We start from the raw sequence: 15,252 nt of genomic DNA on the forward strand, positions 1-15,252 counted from the left end.
CGGAGTTGATGTAGTCGAATGGGTTGACCGGCTTCCCGTTGACCCAAACTTCCGAGTGGACGTGTGGACCTGTAGAACGTCCGGTGTTACCGGAGACCGGAACGCCCTGCTACTGCATTCCAACCGGCTACTCGAACGGTACCGTCTAGAGGTGCGTGAACACTGGTGTTTTCACCGATTGCAATGTCGAGTCCCGCATGGGGGTAGCGTCCACGAGAATCACCAAAGCGACCGGTGTAGCGTCCACCGTTAACCGGACGTACGAATCCACCCTTGGCAAAGCCGGGGAAGGTTCCGTACTGGTTGAGGTGGTCTAGACCATCCATACCGATTGTGCGGCGTAGACGGGAAGTCGCTTCCTTACGGATGACGTACTCTCCAGCGTGGACGGTTCCGGCTTCTTGGTACTTAGTACCCGGTCCGGTGTAACCGCCTGTAGCGAATTCCTTGATCTTATCGACCTTGGGAAGTCGGAAATTCTCCGGAAGTCCGAGAGTGTCAGCTACCTTGTTGAAGGTATTACGCAATCCTCCATAGACCGTCTCGATGACGAAGTTAATGGGTGTGCGTGCGATGTTTCCCAGTTTTTGCCAGAACCCCTTGATGGAATCCACACCGCTCTTGAAAGCATTAGGAATGGTTTCCGTGATGAGCGTCTTGACCGGAGTGAAGACCTTTTCGGAGACCCAATCCCAGACACCCTTGAAGGCACCCTTGATGGATGACCAAACGGATTTGATCTTGTCTACAGCACGCTGGAACATCGGTGCTACGGTGTCGCGCATGAATGTTCCGACCGCGTTGAAAACCGGCTTCAGGAGAGTATTCCAAACCCACTTGATAGCATTTCCGACCACTTGGAAGGCAAGCTTCAGCGCATTGAAAGCGGGACGTAGGAGGGTTTCCCAGACCCACTTGAAGAATGTTCCGAGTGCTTGGAACGTCGGCTTCAACACCTTGTTCCAGACGAAGAGAATCGCGGGAGCCAAGACATTCTTCCAAATTGCAATCCACATCTTGATGTAGAGCATCACTGCCGTAATGACTACGGCTATGACAACCTTGATTGCGTTGAAGACAGGGAGGATAACGTTCGAATAGAACCACTGGAAAATTGGAACAAGCGTGTTGGTGATGAAGTTTCCGATAGCGGCGAAGACTGGTTTGATGCCGTTGTTCCAGATGCCTACGAAGAACCCTGAGATAGCGGTCCACATACCGATGAAGAAGTTTCGGAAACCCTCATTCGTCTTCCATAGGTAGATGAATCCGACCACCAAAGCGGCGATAGCGGAAGCAATCAATACGAAGACGTTAGCCTTCATGACAATGTTCAGCGCCTTGAAACCGTCTTTGAAAAGCCCTACCGCTGTATGGATTCCGAGAATCATTGCGGCAATACCCTTGAAGGCTAGGAACGCTCCGGCTGTTGCCGCTATGGTCACGGCTAGAGGCTTGAGCCAAGCTTGGTTATCGCTTATCCACTGACCCATGTTTTGAAGGGCCGGGATGACCGTGGCTCGGATGACCTCGACAATCTTGGTCATAGCCGGGAGGAAAGCCGTTCCAGCGGCAATCTTCATATTGGCTACTTCAGCGTTGAGCCTCTGTTGCTGTCCCTGTAGGGTTTCCGATTCCTTGCCAAAGTTGCCTTGGGCATCCGCGGATTGTGCGTAGAGAGCTGATTGAACGGCCAGGGCCTTGGCTTCACCTTCGAGCTTCGGAATCTTACCGGCTGTTGCCTTGTCGAAAGCACGTTCGGCAGAGTTCAAGGCGACTTGGGATTTGGCCGCTTCCATCGAGTCTTTGCCGTACTTGGCAACGGTCTCGTTGTGCTTCTTCTGGGCAACCTGCATCTTGGTTGTAGCGTCGGCAACTAGGTCGGCATCCACGATTGGCTTGATAAGACCCTTGGATAGGGCCTCGGCTTCAAGCGCGGCGGCACTAAGGGTAATACCGTACTTCTCGATTGGGTCCATTTCACCCTTGAGGGCACTGGATACCGCTTCGATAGCTTCCTTGGTAGTGCCACCGAACATGGATGAAAGGTCAGCACCGAGAGTAATGAGGTTCGAAGTCTTATCCGATAGCTCATCCATCGGTGTTCCAGCATTCTTGAGCTGAGCACCAAGCACGGAACCGAGTTCATTGAACTCATTCTTGTTAAGGCCCACATCGACAGCGGCTGAATCGGCTTTCGAATGCATCTTCCCGGCTTGATCCTTGAAGATGGAGTCAATCGCACCAACCGACTGTTGGTAATCACCGGCTAGCTGGATAGCTTCCTTCATCTGACCGATGACGGCTCCGAAAGATACGGCGGCGATAGCTCCGGCAAAGGCACCGGACATGAACTTTCCGAGTTTGCCTAATCCACCTTGGGTGTCTGCGGCTTGGTCCTTGACGGACTTCAGACCCTTCTTGGCTTTGTCGCTTGATGAAGTATCAGCGAGTTCCTTGTTGGCTTTGTCTGCGGCAACCTTAAGCTTGTCGTTCGCTGTTGCAAGATCCTCGGTGCTGTTCTCCAATGTGGAGGCGCTTCGAGCGGAGTCTTCCTGAGCCTTCTTCAGAGCGAGTTGCTTCTGACGGACATTCTCTTCAGCTGTTGCGAGCGCACTAGCCTTGGCTTTTCCGGATTCGCGGGTCTCGTTGAGCTTGAGTTCGGCAATTTCCAGCTTCTTGAGAGCGTCGGTTTCCTTCTCGGAAGCTCTGGAGTTGGCTTCCTTGGCGGCTTTTAGCTTGTCCTGTGCGGATGCGAGATTCTTCTCTAGAGCCTTGACCTCGGATTCAATGGACTTCTTCTCACCGGCAAAACCGGAAGCCACACCCTTACCAAAATCGGCTCCGGATTGTTTTCCTAGGCCCGGAAAGGTATTACCTAGTTGTTTCTTGATTTCAGAGTTGAACCCGGTCATCACAGGAATTACGTTCAACTGTGCGAAGCCCATATTTAGAGCTGACATTTACACTCCTTAAGTGTTTGTGAGTGTGGTTAAAAGAAAAAGACCCAGCCCTTCCGCGTGGAGAGGCTGGGCCTTTGGGTGTTATTCGGTGTTCTTGAAGAACATCTTCTTCATCTTCTGGAGATTGCGTTGGGAGCGTTCCTTCTTGGCTTCCTCAATGGCTGTGACAGGTCTCAATGCCGGTTTTATTTGTCGGCTCTTACCGCCGTTGGCGTTGACTGTGGTTGCAATCATTGCGTTGATTCCGTCCTCGATGTTCGCCAGTTGATAGTTGAGCTGGCTATAACCTGCGAGAGGTGGAGGGGTTGGCTTAGCCGTTGGATCGAAGTCCGGATGGTTGACGATTTTCTCGGCCTCTTCCTTGTCATTGAGGATTGCGGCCATGAAACGGGAATGTTGGGGAAGTCCATCGATGAGCGCTAGGAGATGTACCCAACGCTTTTTACGGAAGAGGTCTGCTAGATCGACTCCATACACCTCTTGTAAGTCAGACCTGAGTTGAGGGCTGAATTTTTCGAGGAGGTGTAGGAGTCTCGTTATTCCCCCGGTGTACCGAATGAAGCGGCGTAGTGTTCCGAGACAGCCTGAGCTAGGGTCATCATCTGACTCATGGTCACATCGGCATTCTCAAGAGCGGCGTAATCCTCTTCGGAAAGCCACTCGGAGAAGACCTCACCAACGGAGGCATTATCAGCGGTCATGACGTTCATGAAACGCTGGCTTTCCTGCCACCTCATCCCCATTGGGTTCGGGAAAGTGATTTCGGTTCCGTCTGCGTCGATGACAGCGGTAAACGGCTTGACCTTGGTTTCCTTCTCAAGGTGGTCAAGTAGGTTGAATGATGCTGGGGCTTTCTTAGCCATGTCGGGTTCCTATCTTTTAGAGGTTTTGGTCTTTTACTTTGCGTCGGCTTCTGGAGCCTTGGTCTTTGCTTTAGGTGCTGGGGTTTCCGTGGCCTTGACGGCCTCGGGCTGAACTAGGGAGTAACCACGGGCAATGAGCGTCACTTTCTCGGTAGGGGAGACAGTGCGTACGGTGTGGTCACCTTTTCGGAGTACGAATTTCTGCATGATTTCCTTGGTCGGGTTAGGGGAGTGGTGGACCTGTTACCCGACGAAACAGGCCCACCAAATCTAGGGAATACTAGTGTTAGTTGTCGTAACTAGGCGATCTTCTCAACGGTGTAGACATCCATTGAAGTACCTAGCGCTGAATCGGTTTCAGCGTTGAAGGTTAGTTCGAAGGTTTCTGCGTCAGCGGCTGACCAAACGGTTTCCGGTACGGAGGCTAGCTTCACCTTAGGGAAGAAGCGTGCCTGATAGGTATCAGTAGTGGAGTCCTTGGCAATTACCAATAGGCGGTAATGCTTGTGCTGTGGTAGCTCCGGTACGGAAAGCTTGGTTTCACCAGTTGCTGAGTTAGTGGTAATGGCCGCTTCATCCACACCGTGAACGATGTGGAGTAGGGACTTACGGAGAACTTCGAGAGCTGAGAAGGATACTTCACGGCTAGCCTCGGTGGTGTCCTTGCGAACTGCGGAAACGTAACCTAGGGCACGTACCTCTTCCTCGGAGCTATCGCCTGAGAAAGTAACGCCGTCTTCGGTGATCATACCTACAGGTTCGTAACCTACAGGCAGATCCTTGATTTCTTTGGTGGTCGGATCAACGATGCCGTCAATTGGTGCGGCTGTGTATGGTGCTAGGGCAACGATTGCTTCGAGACCCTTGAAGATGTTGCTTGAGTCATTCTGTGACTTGATTTCTGAAAAAGACATGGGGTTCCTTAGTGTCTATAGGTAATGAGATAGGTTCCGGTGAACTTGTTGATTTTGTCGTGATCGAACGGTTCGTGGGACATCGGAACCTCGACTTCTATCGCGTCGATGTTGCCGAATGAGGTTTGCTTACAACCCGTAAGGATTTCTGAAGCTTGGTTCGAAAGATTTCGTACGTAGTCATAGCCGGTGGCGTAGATATCCACTTTGATTCGGTCAATTGATTCCCACGAGCGGCCTGTAGGCATTCCGGGGAGTTGGTAGATATGAATCTCTGACCCTTCCTCGGCTATATCGTCTCCTAGGTGGAAAACGGTTGTAGCTACGGGAGTCAGTAGTTCGTCTAGAGCGTCTAAGGTATGCATTATTTACCGTCCATCCTCTGTCGAAGTAACTTGAAGAAGTTTTCCTGTTTGGACTTGTGAACGTAGGCCGCGTAAGGGGTCTTATTCACGATGACGGCACCTGCGCGTTTTTCATTCTTGCGACCACCTTGAACGGTTGCCGGTTCCACTGAGAAACCTCTTGCGAAGCGTCCGGTACCCTTAGGAGCTGTAGCTTTTGCCACGGCCAAACCCTGCTGGGCTTTCTTGACACTTGCTTGCTGGATCTTTGAACCATTGAGGAAGGTGCTCAATGCCTTGGAGTCGATATGAAGTTCAATCTTCTTTGACATGTGGACTACTCCTTCCTCAGGTTTACTTGGGTCACCAACGGCCAGTAGATAACGTCACCGTCAACGGCCCAAGTGGTGTTTGGAAGGGGAGTACCTTCCGGAATTCTGATTCGGTCGGTCTTTAAGACCTTGGCATCATGGTTGAAATAGAGTGTGGCGCGGGTCTCTGAAACGTCCGATAGATTGTCCAACTCGGATTTTGGGTTGAGTGCTATAAGGCATCCGTGAAGAGGTGTTTCGGTTTCCGGAGCGTTATTACCTCGGCTATCCTTACCACCGCCTGAGATGAGGGTTGCTGTGAATCGGAATCGATCAAGTAGCATCGGACCTCCTTAGAACGGTTCGAGATAGAAGGCCTTGCCCTTACGGGAGTTAGCCTTTGGGAATAGGTTTTTCAACTCTTCGATTTCGTGCTTCATGAAGAGGCCACGGTCTGTTGACTTGTTGTCGATGGTCTGCGACTCGGAATAAGCTCCGGTAGATACCGACTGTTGGACAACGGCTCCGGAACCTGTCTGGGCACTGCGGAGGATAACCCTACGAAGAATTGCGGACGCGGCTTTAACCTGTGGTTCGGTTAGTTCACCGTAAAGTTCCGGGACTATGGCACCGGCTCTAGCCATGGCATCCCCGATAAGGATTGTGGCCTTGGCTTCGGATAAGGTTCCGGATTCATCGAGTGCCAGAACATCGTCAATGTTGATTTCGAGAATCATTAGGCCTCCTTCTTGGCGGGGGCCTTCTTGGTGCGTGTGGAAGGTTTCTTAGCCGTGGCTTTAGGGGCCGGCGATTCAATAACCGCCGGCTCCTGTACCGCGAAACCTGACTTGATGAAAGAATCAACAAGTTCGTCTGAAACCCTCACTAGACCACCATTAGGGGCTGTTAGGGTCTTCATCATTACGGAGTTACCGGGGTCTTTACGACTGCGAAGCCGTTAGGGTCGATAACGACACCACCAATCTTGGCGGTAACCTGTAGACCTACCATACGACGTTGCCAAAGGTTGTACTGTTCACCCTTGTAAGAGATGGTTGCCTGATCGGAAACGCTAACCTCTAGGTTTTCTGCGTAACCTGCGTGTAGTAGGTTGAAGTCACCAACTACAAGGTCAAGACCAGCCTTACCGATGTTGCGTGAAGCGTGGGCTGGGTAACCTGCAATAGTTAGGGAACCAGCGGCTAGGTTCGGAAGACCTACCTGAACTTGATTCACGACTTCTGCTAGGTCGATTGCAAGCTTGGAATCGTAACCCATACCGGTCACGTCATAGTCGGCTCCGCCAACGGCCTTGATTGCGGCGCGAATAGCGGTGTTGTAGTCACCACCCACAACCTCAATCTGATTGGTGGTCTGGTTGATGTTGGTCTGACCTAGAACGGCATTACCGCGAACGGTCTTACCTGCTAGGAAGATTGAGTCATATGCTCGTGCAACTGCGTTGCGTAGATCTTCCTCAATCAGTTCGAATACGCCTGAAGGGTTGCGGCGTGCAAAATCTCGGCTGACCGGAACGATCGTGGAGACCTCAATTGGCGAAATTTCCTTGTGGCCTAGTGAGATGTCTGAAGTACCGGATTCATCGGTTTCTCCAACGACATCTAGTTCAATTCCGCCGCCGTAGATAGGTAGTTTTTCAACACCTAGCTTGATTGGCTTGCGGGTGGCTAGCTTACCGATTACGGATTCCTCGAAGCCCTTTAGAAGGATTGCGTTGGAAATCTCGGTAGGGACTAGAAAATCATTGTCCTTGAATGACTGGGACATTTATACTCCTGTAGATTATTACGACTGTTAGTTGCCGTTAGAAAGTGAATAGTTTTCGCGCGAAGGCATCACGCGAGTTAGGTTCTGAATGACCTTCAAGGTCCGACGTATTTGCGGTGACCTTAGGGGCTTTGGGTGCGCTCTTAGCGGCTAGACGTGCGGCCTGTGTTCGTAGGCCGTCTTCGTCGGTTGCCGTGAGAAGAACTTCCGCGTCCTCCGGATCAAGGGAGAATTCGGCAATAATGTTTGAGCGGAGGGCCTGTTCCTTGGAGCTGTTCAGCTCGGCCTCAAGTTCGGCAAGACGGTCCTGAGCTTTCTCAAGCTCGGACTTGTTTGCGTCTTCGATTTCCTTGATGCGGTCAGCGGCGGATTTATTTTCCTTGGCTCGGGTTTCCCAAGTGCGTGAGTGGGATTTCCATTCCTCAAGTTCCTTCTTAAGGTCTTCAATCGTTGGCTCAACGGTCTGGGTTTCGATGTTTTCCGTCTCCTCTGAGGTGGTCTCAGCGGTTGGGGTTTCATTTGATGACATAGCTTTTCGCCTTCGTCTAGTAGTGAATGCCTGTTCAGGCTTGGACCCACCTCGAAAGGGTGGAAGTTAAAAGGAGGAGCGGTCCCGGCAGAAAGAGAGAAAAGGACCGGGACCGCTCGAAGCCTCGGAGCGTAGCTCAACAAGGCGGTCTTGAAAGTTAATGGTGAACGCGGCGTAGAAAGGAAGAAACACCACCGCGTTCACGGTGAAGGGGTATAGGAACCCCATAACCCGGCATGGAGGCCGGGAGTCTAAAAAGTTTTTGGGGGAACCCGGTCAGACTGACTGTTGACCGGGTTCCAGCTAAGGAGATATGAGAGCAACCAGATGAAAAGAACCTCTCATATATGTATGTGGCCAGCGATTTTTTAAAACGAATCCTGAATCTCTAGATACTTCGCATACTGTGTATTTTGGTCGTATCCGTCGATTTCCAAACCCTCGAACAGCGGTGTGACCTTGCAAAAGCACTTGTTATGGAACTTGGTTCCGGCTCGTGCATTCTCCTTGGTGGTGAAGGTCTTAGAAGAGAGCATGAGACAGAAACTACAGTTGTCCTTGCCAGTGGAAGGAACTCTGACGAAACCCTTGGTCTTAGAACCCTTGGCGAAGGTATTCTCCGTTGTAGTTCGTCGGGACTGTTCGAGAACCAAGCGTGAGGTCAAACCCTCCAGATTGCGGAAGGCTTCATCCGGGTTTGAATCTGCTCCTCGGAAAATCGGTTCAATCAGCCTTCGAGCATGTGCGTTGATTCGCTCGGTTTCCGGACCGTTGGCAAGGCGGGAAGTGAATCTCCCGGAGACCCCTGCCATGGCTCGGATTTCCTCGAATCGGGTAGCGGCTTGAACAGCTAACGGCTCACCGTAGGTCTGGATTAGTGTCGGAAGATACTCTTCTAAAACCTGTCGCACCGTTCGACCGTCATCCGGGTTAGGAATCATTGACCAGAGGTCTCCGAGATCTCTAAGGGCTTCCGCAACAATCATGGATTGGAATCGTCGGTCAACCGCTAACTCTAGGACGGCCATGGCTAGGCCTCCTCGCTACGGATGGTGACAGGGTTGCCCGGAATGAATTCGACTCCGCTTAGACCAACGATTTCGGCGGCACTTTCAGCGGTGACACCGGCTCTACGGAGTAATCCGAGTGAGTCAGCCCTAGCGCGAAGAACTGCGGCTTCATCCTGTGCTGTAGTGTCCTTCTCCGCTGTTGGAGATGTACGGCTCTGGAGAACTTCAACCAGCTTCGATGGTGCCTGTGCCTTGGCTCTGTCCGACTTGATGCGGACAATATCGGCGGCTGAGAATCCGGTACGTTCCAGAACAACGTCGTATGGGCTTTCGAGTACCCCGGAGGAGATGATCTTGGACATTGCGTCCGCTTGGCTCGAAAGGCTTGGCGTGGAAGGGTCGGTCCAGAGTGTAGTGATAGAACGGACATCTTCAGGGAGGCCTTGGTCATTGTGGAGTTCTAGCGCTGTGACAATTGCATCTTGTAGTCCGTCATCGAAAGTGCGCTGGGAATCACGGCAGATGACCAAAAGTTCTTCCAACTGCGCCTTGACCGATTCCGCGGAATTCGGATTAGCCTGTGATGTGTACCCAAGAGCGGAAGCGGGAAGGTTTGAAGCCCCTGCGAAGTTGTTGGTTAGCTGTCGAAGCGTGGCAAGGTGTGGTTCCGGTGAAGCGGCTGAGAACTGACCCACTTCGACGTTCTCACCATCTTCCTCGCGGGAAGGCATATTCATAACTCGGCCCATCATGAGTGACCATTCATTTACCATTTCGCCGTTTTCGTCCATGAACATTTCAGGTTCAGCACCCAGTAAGTAACGCTGTGGGCTAGAGAAGAACTCGGAAGAAACTTCGAGACGGAGCATGGTTCGAAGTGCCTGTTGGGTGAGGCTCAACATAGCCTTCGTGATCCTCGAACGCCCGAATGGTTGAGCCAATGAAGGGTTGTAGCGAACCGGGAAGACTGGAGTCTTCCCAAGTGGGTTCCTATCAATCTGTACTTGCCATACTCGATCAACATAAGACAGGTTGACGATGACTGCGGAGTTGGCGAAGAAGAGGCGAGTTGGAGAACCGTTCTCCTCGTCAAGGATGACAAGTGCGCTGGATAGCTTTCGTGAGTTAGCGCTCCAACGGCCTGTAGCGTGTGTGGCGGCTACGGGACGGATGATGGTTTTGGGTTCGCCAAATACTTCGTTGCCTTGGTAGACCATGAGGAATGAAACCCCGTGTAGGAGAGCACTCGTGAACATGGAAGATGATTCAACAAGAAAGTTGTTCTCGTTGAGAATCTGCTGAAGTCCAAATTCGTTGAGATCCGTCTCTGGGGCAACAAAGCCCTCCAGCATTAGTCGGCTCGAAACCGAGTCAACGGCTTTTGAACACCAATCGAGACTGATGTCTAGATTTCGCATGGTCGGTGGGACAGCGACACCTAGATCATGGATTCGGTTCTCTCCGTCATAGTATTCTTGCTTCTCGGCGCTCGTTGATCGGTGAGCAATGATCCTGTCGTGGAGTGCTTTGATTTCTGTGTAGTACGCCTCTGGGAGAACGCCTTGTAATGCTGTCAATGACATATTTATTCCTTAAAGTTATAGGTGTTAGTTGCCTTATCTCAGGCGAATAGCGCGGCCCATTCGTGGGCTTCCGTCTGCTGTGGAGGTGGTCTTCTTCTTACGGACCTTGGATGATTGGCACCCCCACAGAGCGAGAGTGGCGCTTACAAGCGGAGTGATGTCCGAGTTAGTGGTGGCACGGCTCCAGAGCCAACCTTCACCCTTGGCGCGTTTGCGACCTGCGGCCACGGCTCGGTTCAGGGTCGGCTGCGAGCGGTGAGACAGTTTTCCTTGTTCAACCGCGTCATAGAACTGACCACATGCGGAAAGGATGTCCGCAAAGCTTGTGGCCTTGACCTTCAACCCTCTAATCCGTGAGAATTCTTCGAGCATTGTTGAAGCCGCGCTCGGATGACTGTCAATGACTAGGGTTCGAATAGGTGCCTTGGAAACGAGTTCCTTCAAGCGCGGAACAATCCATCCAGTACCGTCTGCACGAGAATCTACGAACTCAACGTGATAATTTCCGTCAGGCTTCTTACCTGCAATCGAAATCGTGGTGGTGCTTCGAGTTGGGTTCATATCAAGTCCCAGAACCAAGTCCGTCAGGTCTTGGGCTTTGAGGTCTTCGGCTACTAGGGTTGCCCACTTGGCCATGTCGATAACGGTCTGGCCGACGTTGGAGAACCATACGCCCAAGCGCTCAATCATGAATCGGCGCTCGTCGAAAACGTCACACTCACCGGCAACATTCTCGATGCTCAAGCGTCTCCCGAGTGCCGGATTGGTCTTGGCCCAAGTTGCTGGGTCTTCCGGGTCATCCTCGATATCGGCTGACCATTCGGCATAGAAGAGGGAAGCTGATTTCTTCTTACGGGCCGTGTCCCGAATCTTGGTGAAAACTTCGGAATCGGATGTTCCTGTGTCAGGTGTTCCAAGCATGACTACCTGAGAGTCTTTGCGGCTTGAAATAGTCGGGAGGAGTGCGGAGTTAGCATCCTTGGAGAGTTCCTGGGCCTCATCGTAGATAAGTACGGAGGCGGTCTTACCACGGCCTGAAGACTTGGTTCGAGCTAGGAAGAAGACGGTAGCGCCGTTCTTGAACTCGATAGCTTCCTGACCATTAGCCTTTCGAATGAGCTTCACTTGGTCGGCAAGCTCAGCATTTTTCGGATCTTCGAGGTAAGAGCAAATACGGGCAAACGTGGATTTCGTTGTCTGCATGTGGTGGGAAGTAACAATCATGTCCTCTTTTAGGACAATCGCTCCGTATAAAACACGGGCCTCGATGATTACGCCCTTACCGTTCTGCCTCGGAACTGAAATACCGCATGTCTTGTGGGCTAGAAGGCCGTTCTTATCCCTAGCCAACATTTGGTAGAGGAGTTCTCGTTGCCACGGATCAAGCTGGACGGATTGTCCATAGGCCTGCATGAATCTTTCAATCTTGTCCGAATCCCTGAAGTTCACAGCCCTTTTGGCTTGGTGCTGGAAGGTCGGAGTCTGACTTCCCATGAGGGTTTTAGTTGCCGTTAGCATTAGGCATCATCCCCGTTGAGAAGGTCATCCAGTACGGTGCCCTTGTTCTTACTGGGGTCGGGTACTTCTTCGATAGCCACAAGGATTGCCTGTAACTGTTTCGCCACTTGTGCGCGGATAGCCGGGGGAGTCTGGGATGAGTCCATATCTGCGGCTAGCTTGTCTCTCATGGCAATGAGCGAGTTGAGGTAGTTACCGTCTTTTACCACGTCAGAGACGCTTTTTAAGTTGTTCATGCGACCTCCTAAGGGTCAAGTCAGGTTAGATTAATTTCGTATTATGGAAGCCCAATTTCAAAGTGGGGATAAATATCCCAATCGCACGGGCACGGACTGGGGGTCAGGGGAGGGGTAACCCCCGTGGGTCTGATTTGAGTTAGCGAACATATTGTTCAAAGATTTCAGAATGAGTGCGCTGAATGCTCACCAATCGAAAGTAAAAGTATCTTTTCGCACAGTGTCAGCGTCCTTCGAACCCTTAGCGAGGTTGCATGAATTGTGGGCCAAAGCAACGTTGTCGCGTGTATCGGTTCCACCGATGACAAAAGGAATGATGTGGTCAACTACTGCACAAGCCTTTTCGGGCCATTTGATCGTCTTGTCAACCTCTTCGTTGCATAGCCAACAAATGGTTTCCTCTCGGATGACCTGTGCGCGTAGCTTCTTCCATGCGGCTGAGTTCTCGCGCTTGTCCGTGCGTTTACCGTTCCCGTATGTGTCGTACTCCATGGTTGCCATGAAGCCTCCTTGCTTGTGTTAGTTGTCGTATCTGTAGAGCCTTTCAATGCTCTTCTTGTTGCGTTCGGTACCACCGTTCAGTGAGATGGTTTGCTCCTTCTGCCACACCACTTCCCAACCTTCGGGTGCGTTGTACTCGCTTACGAATACATCGGCCCCGGCTTCTGCCCATGTCTGGGCTACGGCCCAGAACCTAGGGCTATCGAAGGCCCCGGTCTTGTACCCGGTCGTTGATTCGTAGGGTGGATCGCAATAGATAACGTCACCCGGCCTAACCGCTAGGGCTTCATAGGATGCGTGGGTGTATGTGGTGAGTTCCTGACCGGCCATGGCTCGGCCCCTAAGGACTGAGCGTCTACCTGTGGCGGCATAGTCGGTCTTCTGCGAACGTGCGAATCCACCCCACTCCTTCCCGCCGAAACTGCAAGCAAAGGCGGCAAAGGTTCGTAGTGGGCTTGAGCCACTTTCCTTGAGTCGGTAGTAGTCTTCCTCGGTTAGGTCCGACGGTGGTTCCCAGTCATCGTTGACCACGGCATCCCACATCCCTATAAGCCCAGCGTGTAAATCGCTGTAGTGTGCTTCCTTGAAGTGTCGGCCCATCTTCTCGCTAACTGCGGCACCGCCGATGAATGGCTCAATGTAACGTCCCCGGTTCTCGGTGAGGCTGAGCATGACCTCGCTTAGGTCTTTGGATATCCGGGATTTCCCGCCGGAGTATTGGATCGCGTTCTCCTTCTTAAATAGAAAAGAGACCGGCCATTAGACCGGTCCCTCTTATCGGGGTGATATTTAGTTTTGTCTTCTATATCTGAATGTGGCCAGCGCTTCCTCTGCCTATGAATGAGTCGAAGCTATAGGCGGTCCATAATTGACAGTCGCTTAGTTCGGTATTCCTCTTCGGTAATCAGCCCTTCATGCTTGAGTTCTTCGAGCCGAACTAGCCTGAGGTAGATTTCATGGTCTTCAGAGCTTCGGAACGGTTCGGTGCTGGCTTCCTTGGCTTGTTCCTCGGCGGCAAGGGCTTCTTTTGCGAGTCGGGCTTTTTCAGCTCGCTCTCCCTTTTCCTCTTGCATCATGCGGTTAAATTCGTCTTCTTTTTCCTTGGACGCTTTGTTCTCAACCTTTATGACCCACCATATGGCGATAACCATTCCAGCTATAACAAGCCAACTTATACCACCGATTCCACCAGACCCACCCCCATCACTTCCGGGGTCGGGCGACATATAATCAATAGCGGCCAACGCGTTTTGACCAACCGTGAAAGGGAACAAAATGAGTCCTTCGGGAAGAGTGAGTGATTAGGTATAACTTTACTCGGAGGTCTCCTCGGACTTCAGCCAGAGCCAGTAGCTCTTGAAGGAAGCCGTGAGCCTTGGTCCACGGCCTCCCTGAGTGGTTGGCTGTATTAGTTGCTGTTAGTAAAGTCCGCTAATGGTCTCGTTAAGCTTCTCCAACTCAGCCACGATTGCGGCGTAGGTTTCCGGTTCGGGTTCGGGTTTAGATTCACCTTCAGTAATGCTCTTGTAGATGGTGCTGAGTTCTCGGAGTAGGTTTAAGTCCAACTGGTCAAGGTCTGGGTGTCGTTCAATCGTTCCCGCGTATTTCTCTACGAGTTTTCCGACATCCTTAGCCTTCACGGAATAGGTGGTTTGCCAAACGGTGATTGTTTCACCCTTCGGGCCGAAAACTAGCATTGGATTAGTCTCGGTATCGATACCAATAAAATCCAAGCTGATTTCAGCGTCTCTAGTTGAATTGTTATTCTCGGCACGGGTTATGGTCTTGATGATGAACTTCTCAGCTAGGAGTTCGTTGGATAGGTTTTTCTGCATTGTGTTCCCTTTCTAGGAAGTTAGTTGGCGATAGTTAGTTGGCGTTCTCGGCTAGGTACTTCTGCGCGGCCTGTCGTAGGGCATCAATGATGGTTGAAGTCTCACCTTCGATGTTGGACACGTCTTCAATCTTGTCGGCTGGGATTTCGAAATTGACCCATATAATTTCAGGCTGGAAGAGACGTACTCCACCGACAGTCGGGACTTCTCCAAGGCTTACTTTGATGTCGTATCCTGCGAGGTCTGACTTAGCTACTAAATCCTCAACGATGTCCTTGTTGACTGGGATGGATGCGGTTAGGTTCTTCATTATTTGGTCTTCCTTTCAAGAAGCGTTTAAATGCCGTTAGACGGCTTAGTTTTAGTTTTGTTGGTAGTTGGTCCCGTAGGACCCTGAAAGGCTCTCAGGCCTTAATGTGTGGCCGTTAGTTGCTGTATCTCGCTAGCAATCAATTCCCTCGGTGTAGTATGTGTGAGCCTTAACCGCTTTCTCGGCTTCCTCTTCGCTGTTCGGTCTTCCGAGAACCTTGAACATGAATGCGCGGTGTTGGTCCTTCTTCTCCAAGCACCACTTGATGTGCTTGTCGCGTGCATCCAGCTCCGTTCCCGGTAGCGGAGGCAATCCAAGGTAGCCCAACTCCTCAAGCCACTGGTCAATGAATCGCGTGATGTCATCCTCCCACCAGCCGAACTCGTAGGTGTGGTGGGTGATTTCGTTATTCCACCAGCCTTCGTATTGGGGAGCCCTAAAGGCTTTGGGGGTCGGGTTCATGATCTTCATTTTCTCTCCTTTGTTCAAGACTTATTTTCTTGAAAGCTTGACTTGTGTTTTCCTATCATCTATTATACCCCATGTT

Annotated in this window: 19 protein-coding genes; all 19 read right to left on the minus strand. The window is 51.5% G+C overall.

Annotated features, from left to right (window positions below; translation table 11 throughout):
• Positions 1-86 precede the first annotated feature (86 nt).
• Positions 87-2,963 carry a hypothetical protein gene (locus AC1Z36_RS09410; protein WP_483561206.1) on the minus strand — a complete coding sequence of 959 codons (2,877 nt, stop codon included), beginning with the start codon at positions 2,961-2,963 and terminating at the stop codon, positions 87-89.
• A gap of 81 nt (positions 2,964-3,044) precedes the next feature.
• Entirely contained in the window at positions 3,045-3,347 is a 303-nt protein-coding gene (locus AC1Z36_RS09415; RefSeq protein WP_483561207.1) for a hypothetical protein, read from the minus strand.
• A gap of 152 nt (positions 3,348-3,499) precedes the next feature.
• Positions 3,500-3,826 carry a hypothetical protein gene (locus AC1Z36_RS09420; protein ID WP_483561208.1) on the minus strand — a complete coding sequence of 109 codons (327 nt, stop codon included), beginning with the start codon at positions 3,824-3,826 and terminating at the stop codon, positions 3,500-3,502.
• A gap of 299 nt (positions 3,827-4,125) precedes the next feature.
• Entirely contained in the window at positions 4,126-4,740 is a 615-nt protein-coding gene (locus AC1Z36_RS09425; protein ID WP_483561209.1) for a hypothetical protein, read from the minus strand.
• 364 nt (positions 4,741-5,104) lie between these two features.
• Positions 5,105-5,416 carry a hypothetical protein gene (locus tag AC1Z36_RS09430; RefSeq protein WP_483561210.1) on the minus strand — a complete coding sequence of 104 codons (312 nt, stop codon included), beginning with the start codon at positions 5,414-5,416 and terminating at the stop codon, positions 5,105-5,107.
• A 332-nt stretch (positions 5,417-5,748) separates the two neighbouring features.
• On the minus strand, positions 5,749-6,132 hold the full coding sequence (locus tag AC1Z36_RS09435; protein ID WP_483561211.1) for a hypothetical protein: 384 nt from the start codon (positions 6,130-6,132) through the stop codon (positions 5,749-5,751).
• On the minus strand, positions 6,132-6,317 hold the full coding sequence (locus AC1Z36_RS09440) for a DUF7302 family protein (RefSeq protein ID WP_483561212.1): 186 nt from the start codon (positions 6,315-6,317) through the stop codon (positions 6,132-6,134). Before AC1Z36_RS09440 ends, AC1Z36_RS09435 begins: the two co-directional genes overlap by 1 nt.
• A complete protein-coding gene (locus AC1Z36_RS09445; RefSeq protein WP_483561213.1) occupies positions 6,317-7,183 on the minus strand; it encodes a phage major capsid protein in 867 nt (288 codons plus the stop codon). The genes AC1Z36_RS09440 and AC1Z36_RS09445 overlap by 1 nt, the downstream gene beginning before the upstream one ends.
• Positions 7,184-7,220: 37 nt before the next feature.
• Positions 7,221-7,712 carry a hypothetical protein gene (locus AC1Z36_RS09450; RefSeq protein WP_483561214.1) on the minus strand — a complete coding sequence of 164 codons (492 nt, stop codon included), beginning with the start codon at positions 7,710-7,712 and terminating at the stop codon, positions 7,221-7,223.
• Positions 7,713-8,080: 368 nt separating this feature from the next.
• Positions 8,081-8,740, minus strand: coding sequence for a VG15 protein (locus AC1Z36_RS09455; protein ID WP_483561215.1), 660 nt, complete (start codon positions 8,738-8,740; stop codon positions 8,081-8,083).
• 2 nt (positions 8,741-8,742) lie between these two features.
• Positions 8,743-10,305, minus strand: a complete 1,563-nt coding sequence (locus AC1Z36_RS09460) for a phage portal protein (RefSeq protein ID WP_483561216.1) — start codon at positions 10,303-10,305, stop codon at positions 8,743-8,745.
• A gap of 33 nt (positions 10,306-10,338) precedes the next feature.
• Positions 10,339-11,799, minus strand: a complete 1,461-nt coding sequence (locus AC1Z36_RS09465; protein ID WP_483561217.1) for a terminase large subunit domain-containing protein — start codon at positions 11,797-11,799, stop codon at positions 10,339-10,341.
• Positions 11,800-11,822: 23 nt separating this feature from the next.
• Positions 11,823-12,059: a hypothetical protein gene (locus AC1Z36_RS09470; protein ID WP_483561218.1), complete on the minus strand. Its 237-nt coding sequence runs from the start codon at positions 12,057-12,059 to the stop codon at positions 11,823-11,825.
• Positions 12,060-12,245: 186 nt separating this feature from the next.
• Positions 12,246-12,560 (minus strand): HNH endonuclease, encoded by a 315-nt coding sequence (locus AC1Z36_RS09475; protein ID WP_483561219.1) that lies wholly within the window; start codon positions 12,558-12,560, stop codon positions 12,246-12,248.
• Between the two features lie 18 nt (positions 12,561-12,578).
• On the minus strand, positions 12,579-13,283 hold the full coding sequence (locus AC1Z36_RS09480) for a DNA adenine methylase (protein ID WP_483561960.1): 705 nt from the start codon (positions 13,281-13,283) through the stop codon (positions 12,579-12,581).
• A 128-nt stretch (positions 13,284-13,411) separates the two neighbouring features.
• A complete protein-coding gene (locus AC1Z36_RS09485) occupies positions 13,412-13,834 on the minus strand; it encodes a hypothetical protein (RefSeq protein WP_483561220.1) in 423 nt (140 codons plus the stop codon).
• Positions 13,835-13,978: 144 nt separating this feature from the next.
• Positions 13,979-14,395: a hypothetical protein gene (locus tag AC1Z36_RS09490; RefSeq protein ID WP_483561221.1), complete on the minus strand. Its 417-nt coding sequence runs from the start codon at positions 14,393-14,395 to the stop codon at positions 13,979-13,981.
• 34 nt (positions 14,396-14,429) lie between these two features.
• A complete protein-coding gene (locus AC1Z36_RS09495; protein WP_483561222.1) occupies positions 14,430-14,705 on the minus strand; it encodes a hypothetical protein in 276 nt (91 codons plus the stop codon).
• A gap of 132 nt (positions 14,706-14,837) precedes the next feature.
• Positions 14,838-15,176: a hypothetical protein gene (locus AC1Z36_RS09500; RefSeq protein WP_483561223.1), complete on the minus strand. Its 339-nt coding sequence runs from the start codon at positions 15,174-15,176 to the stop codon at positions 14,838-14,840.
• Between the last annotated feature and the right edge of the window lie 76 nt (positions 15,177-15,252).

This window comes from Glutamicibacter sp. BS14 (assembly GCF_056934375.1).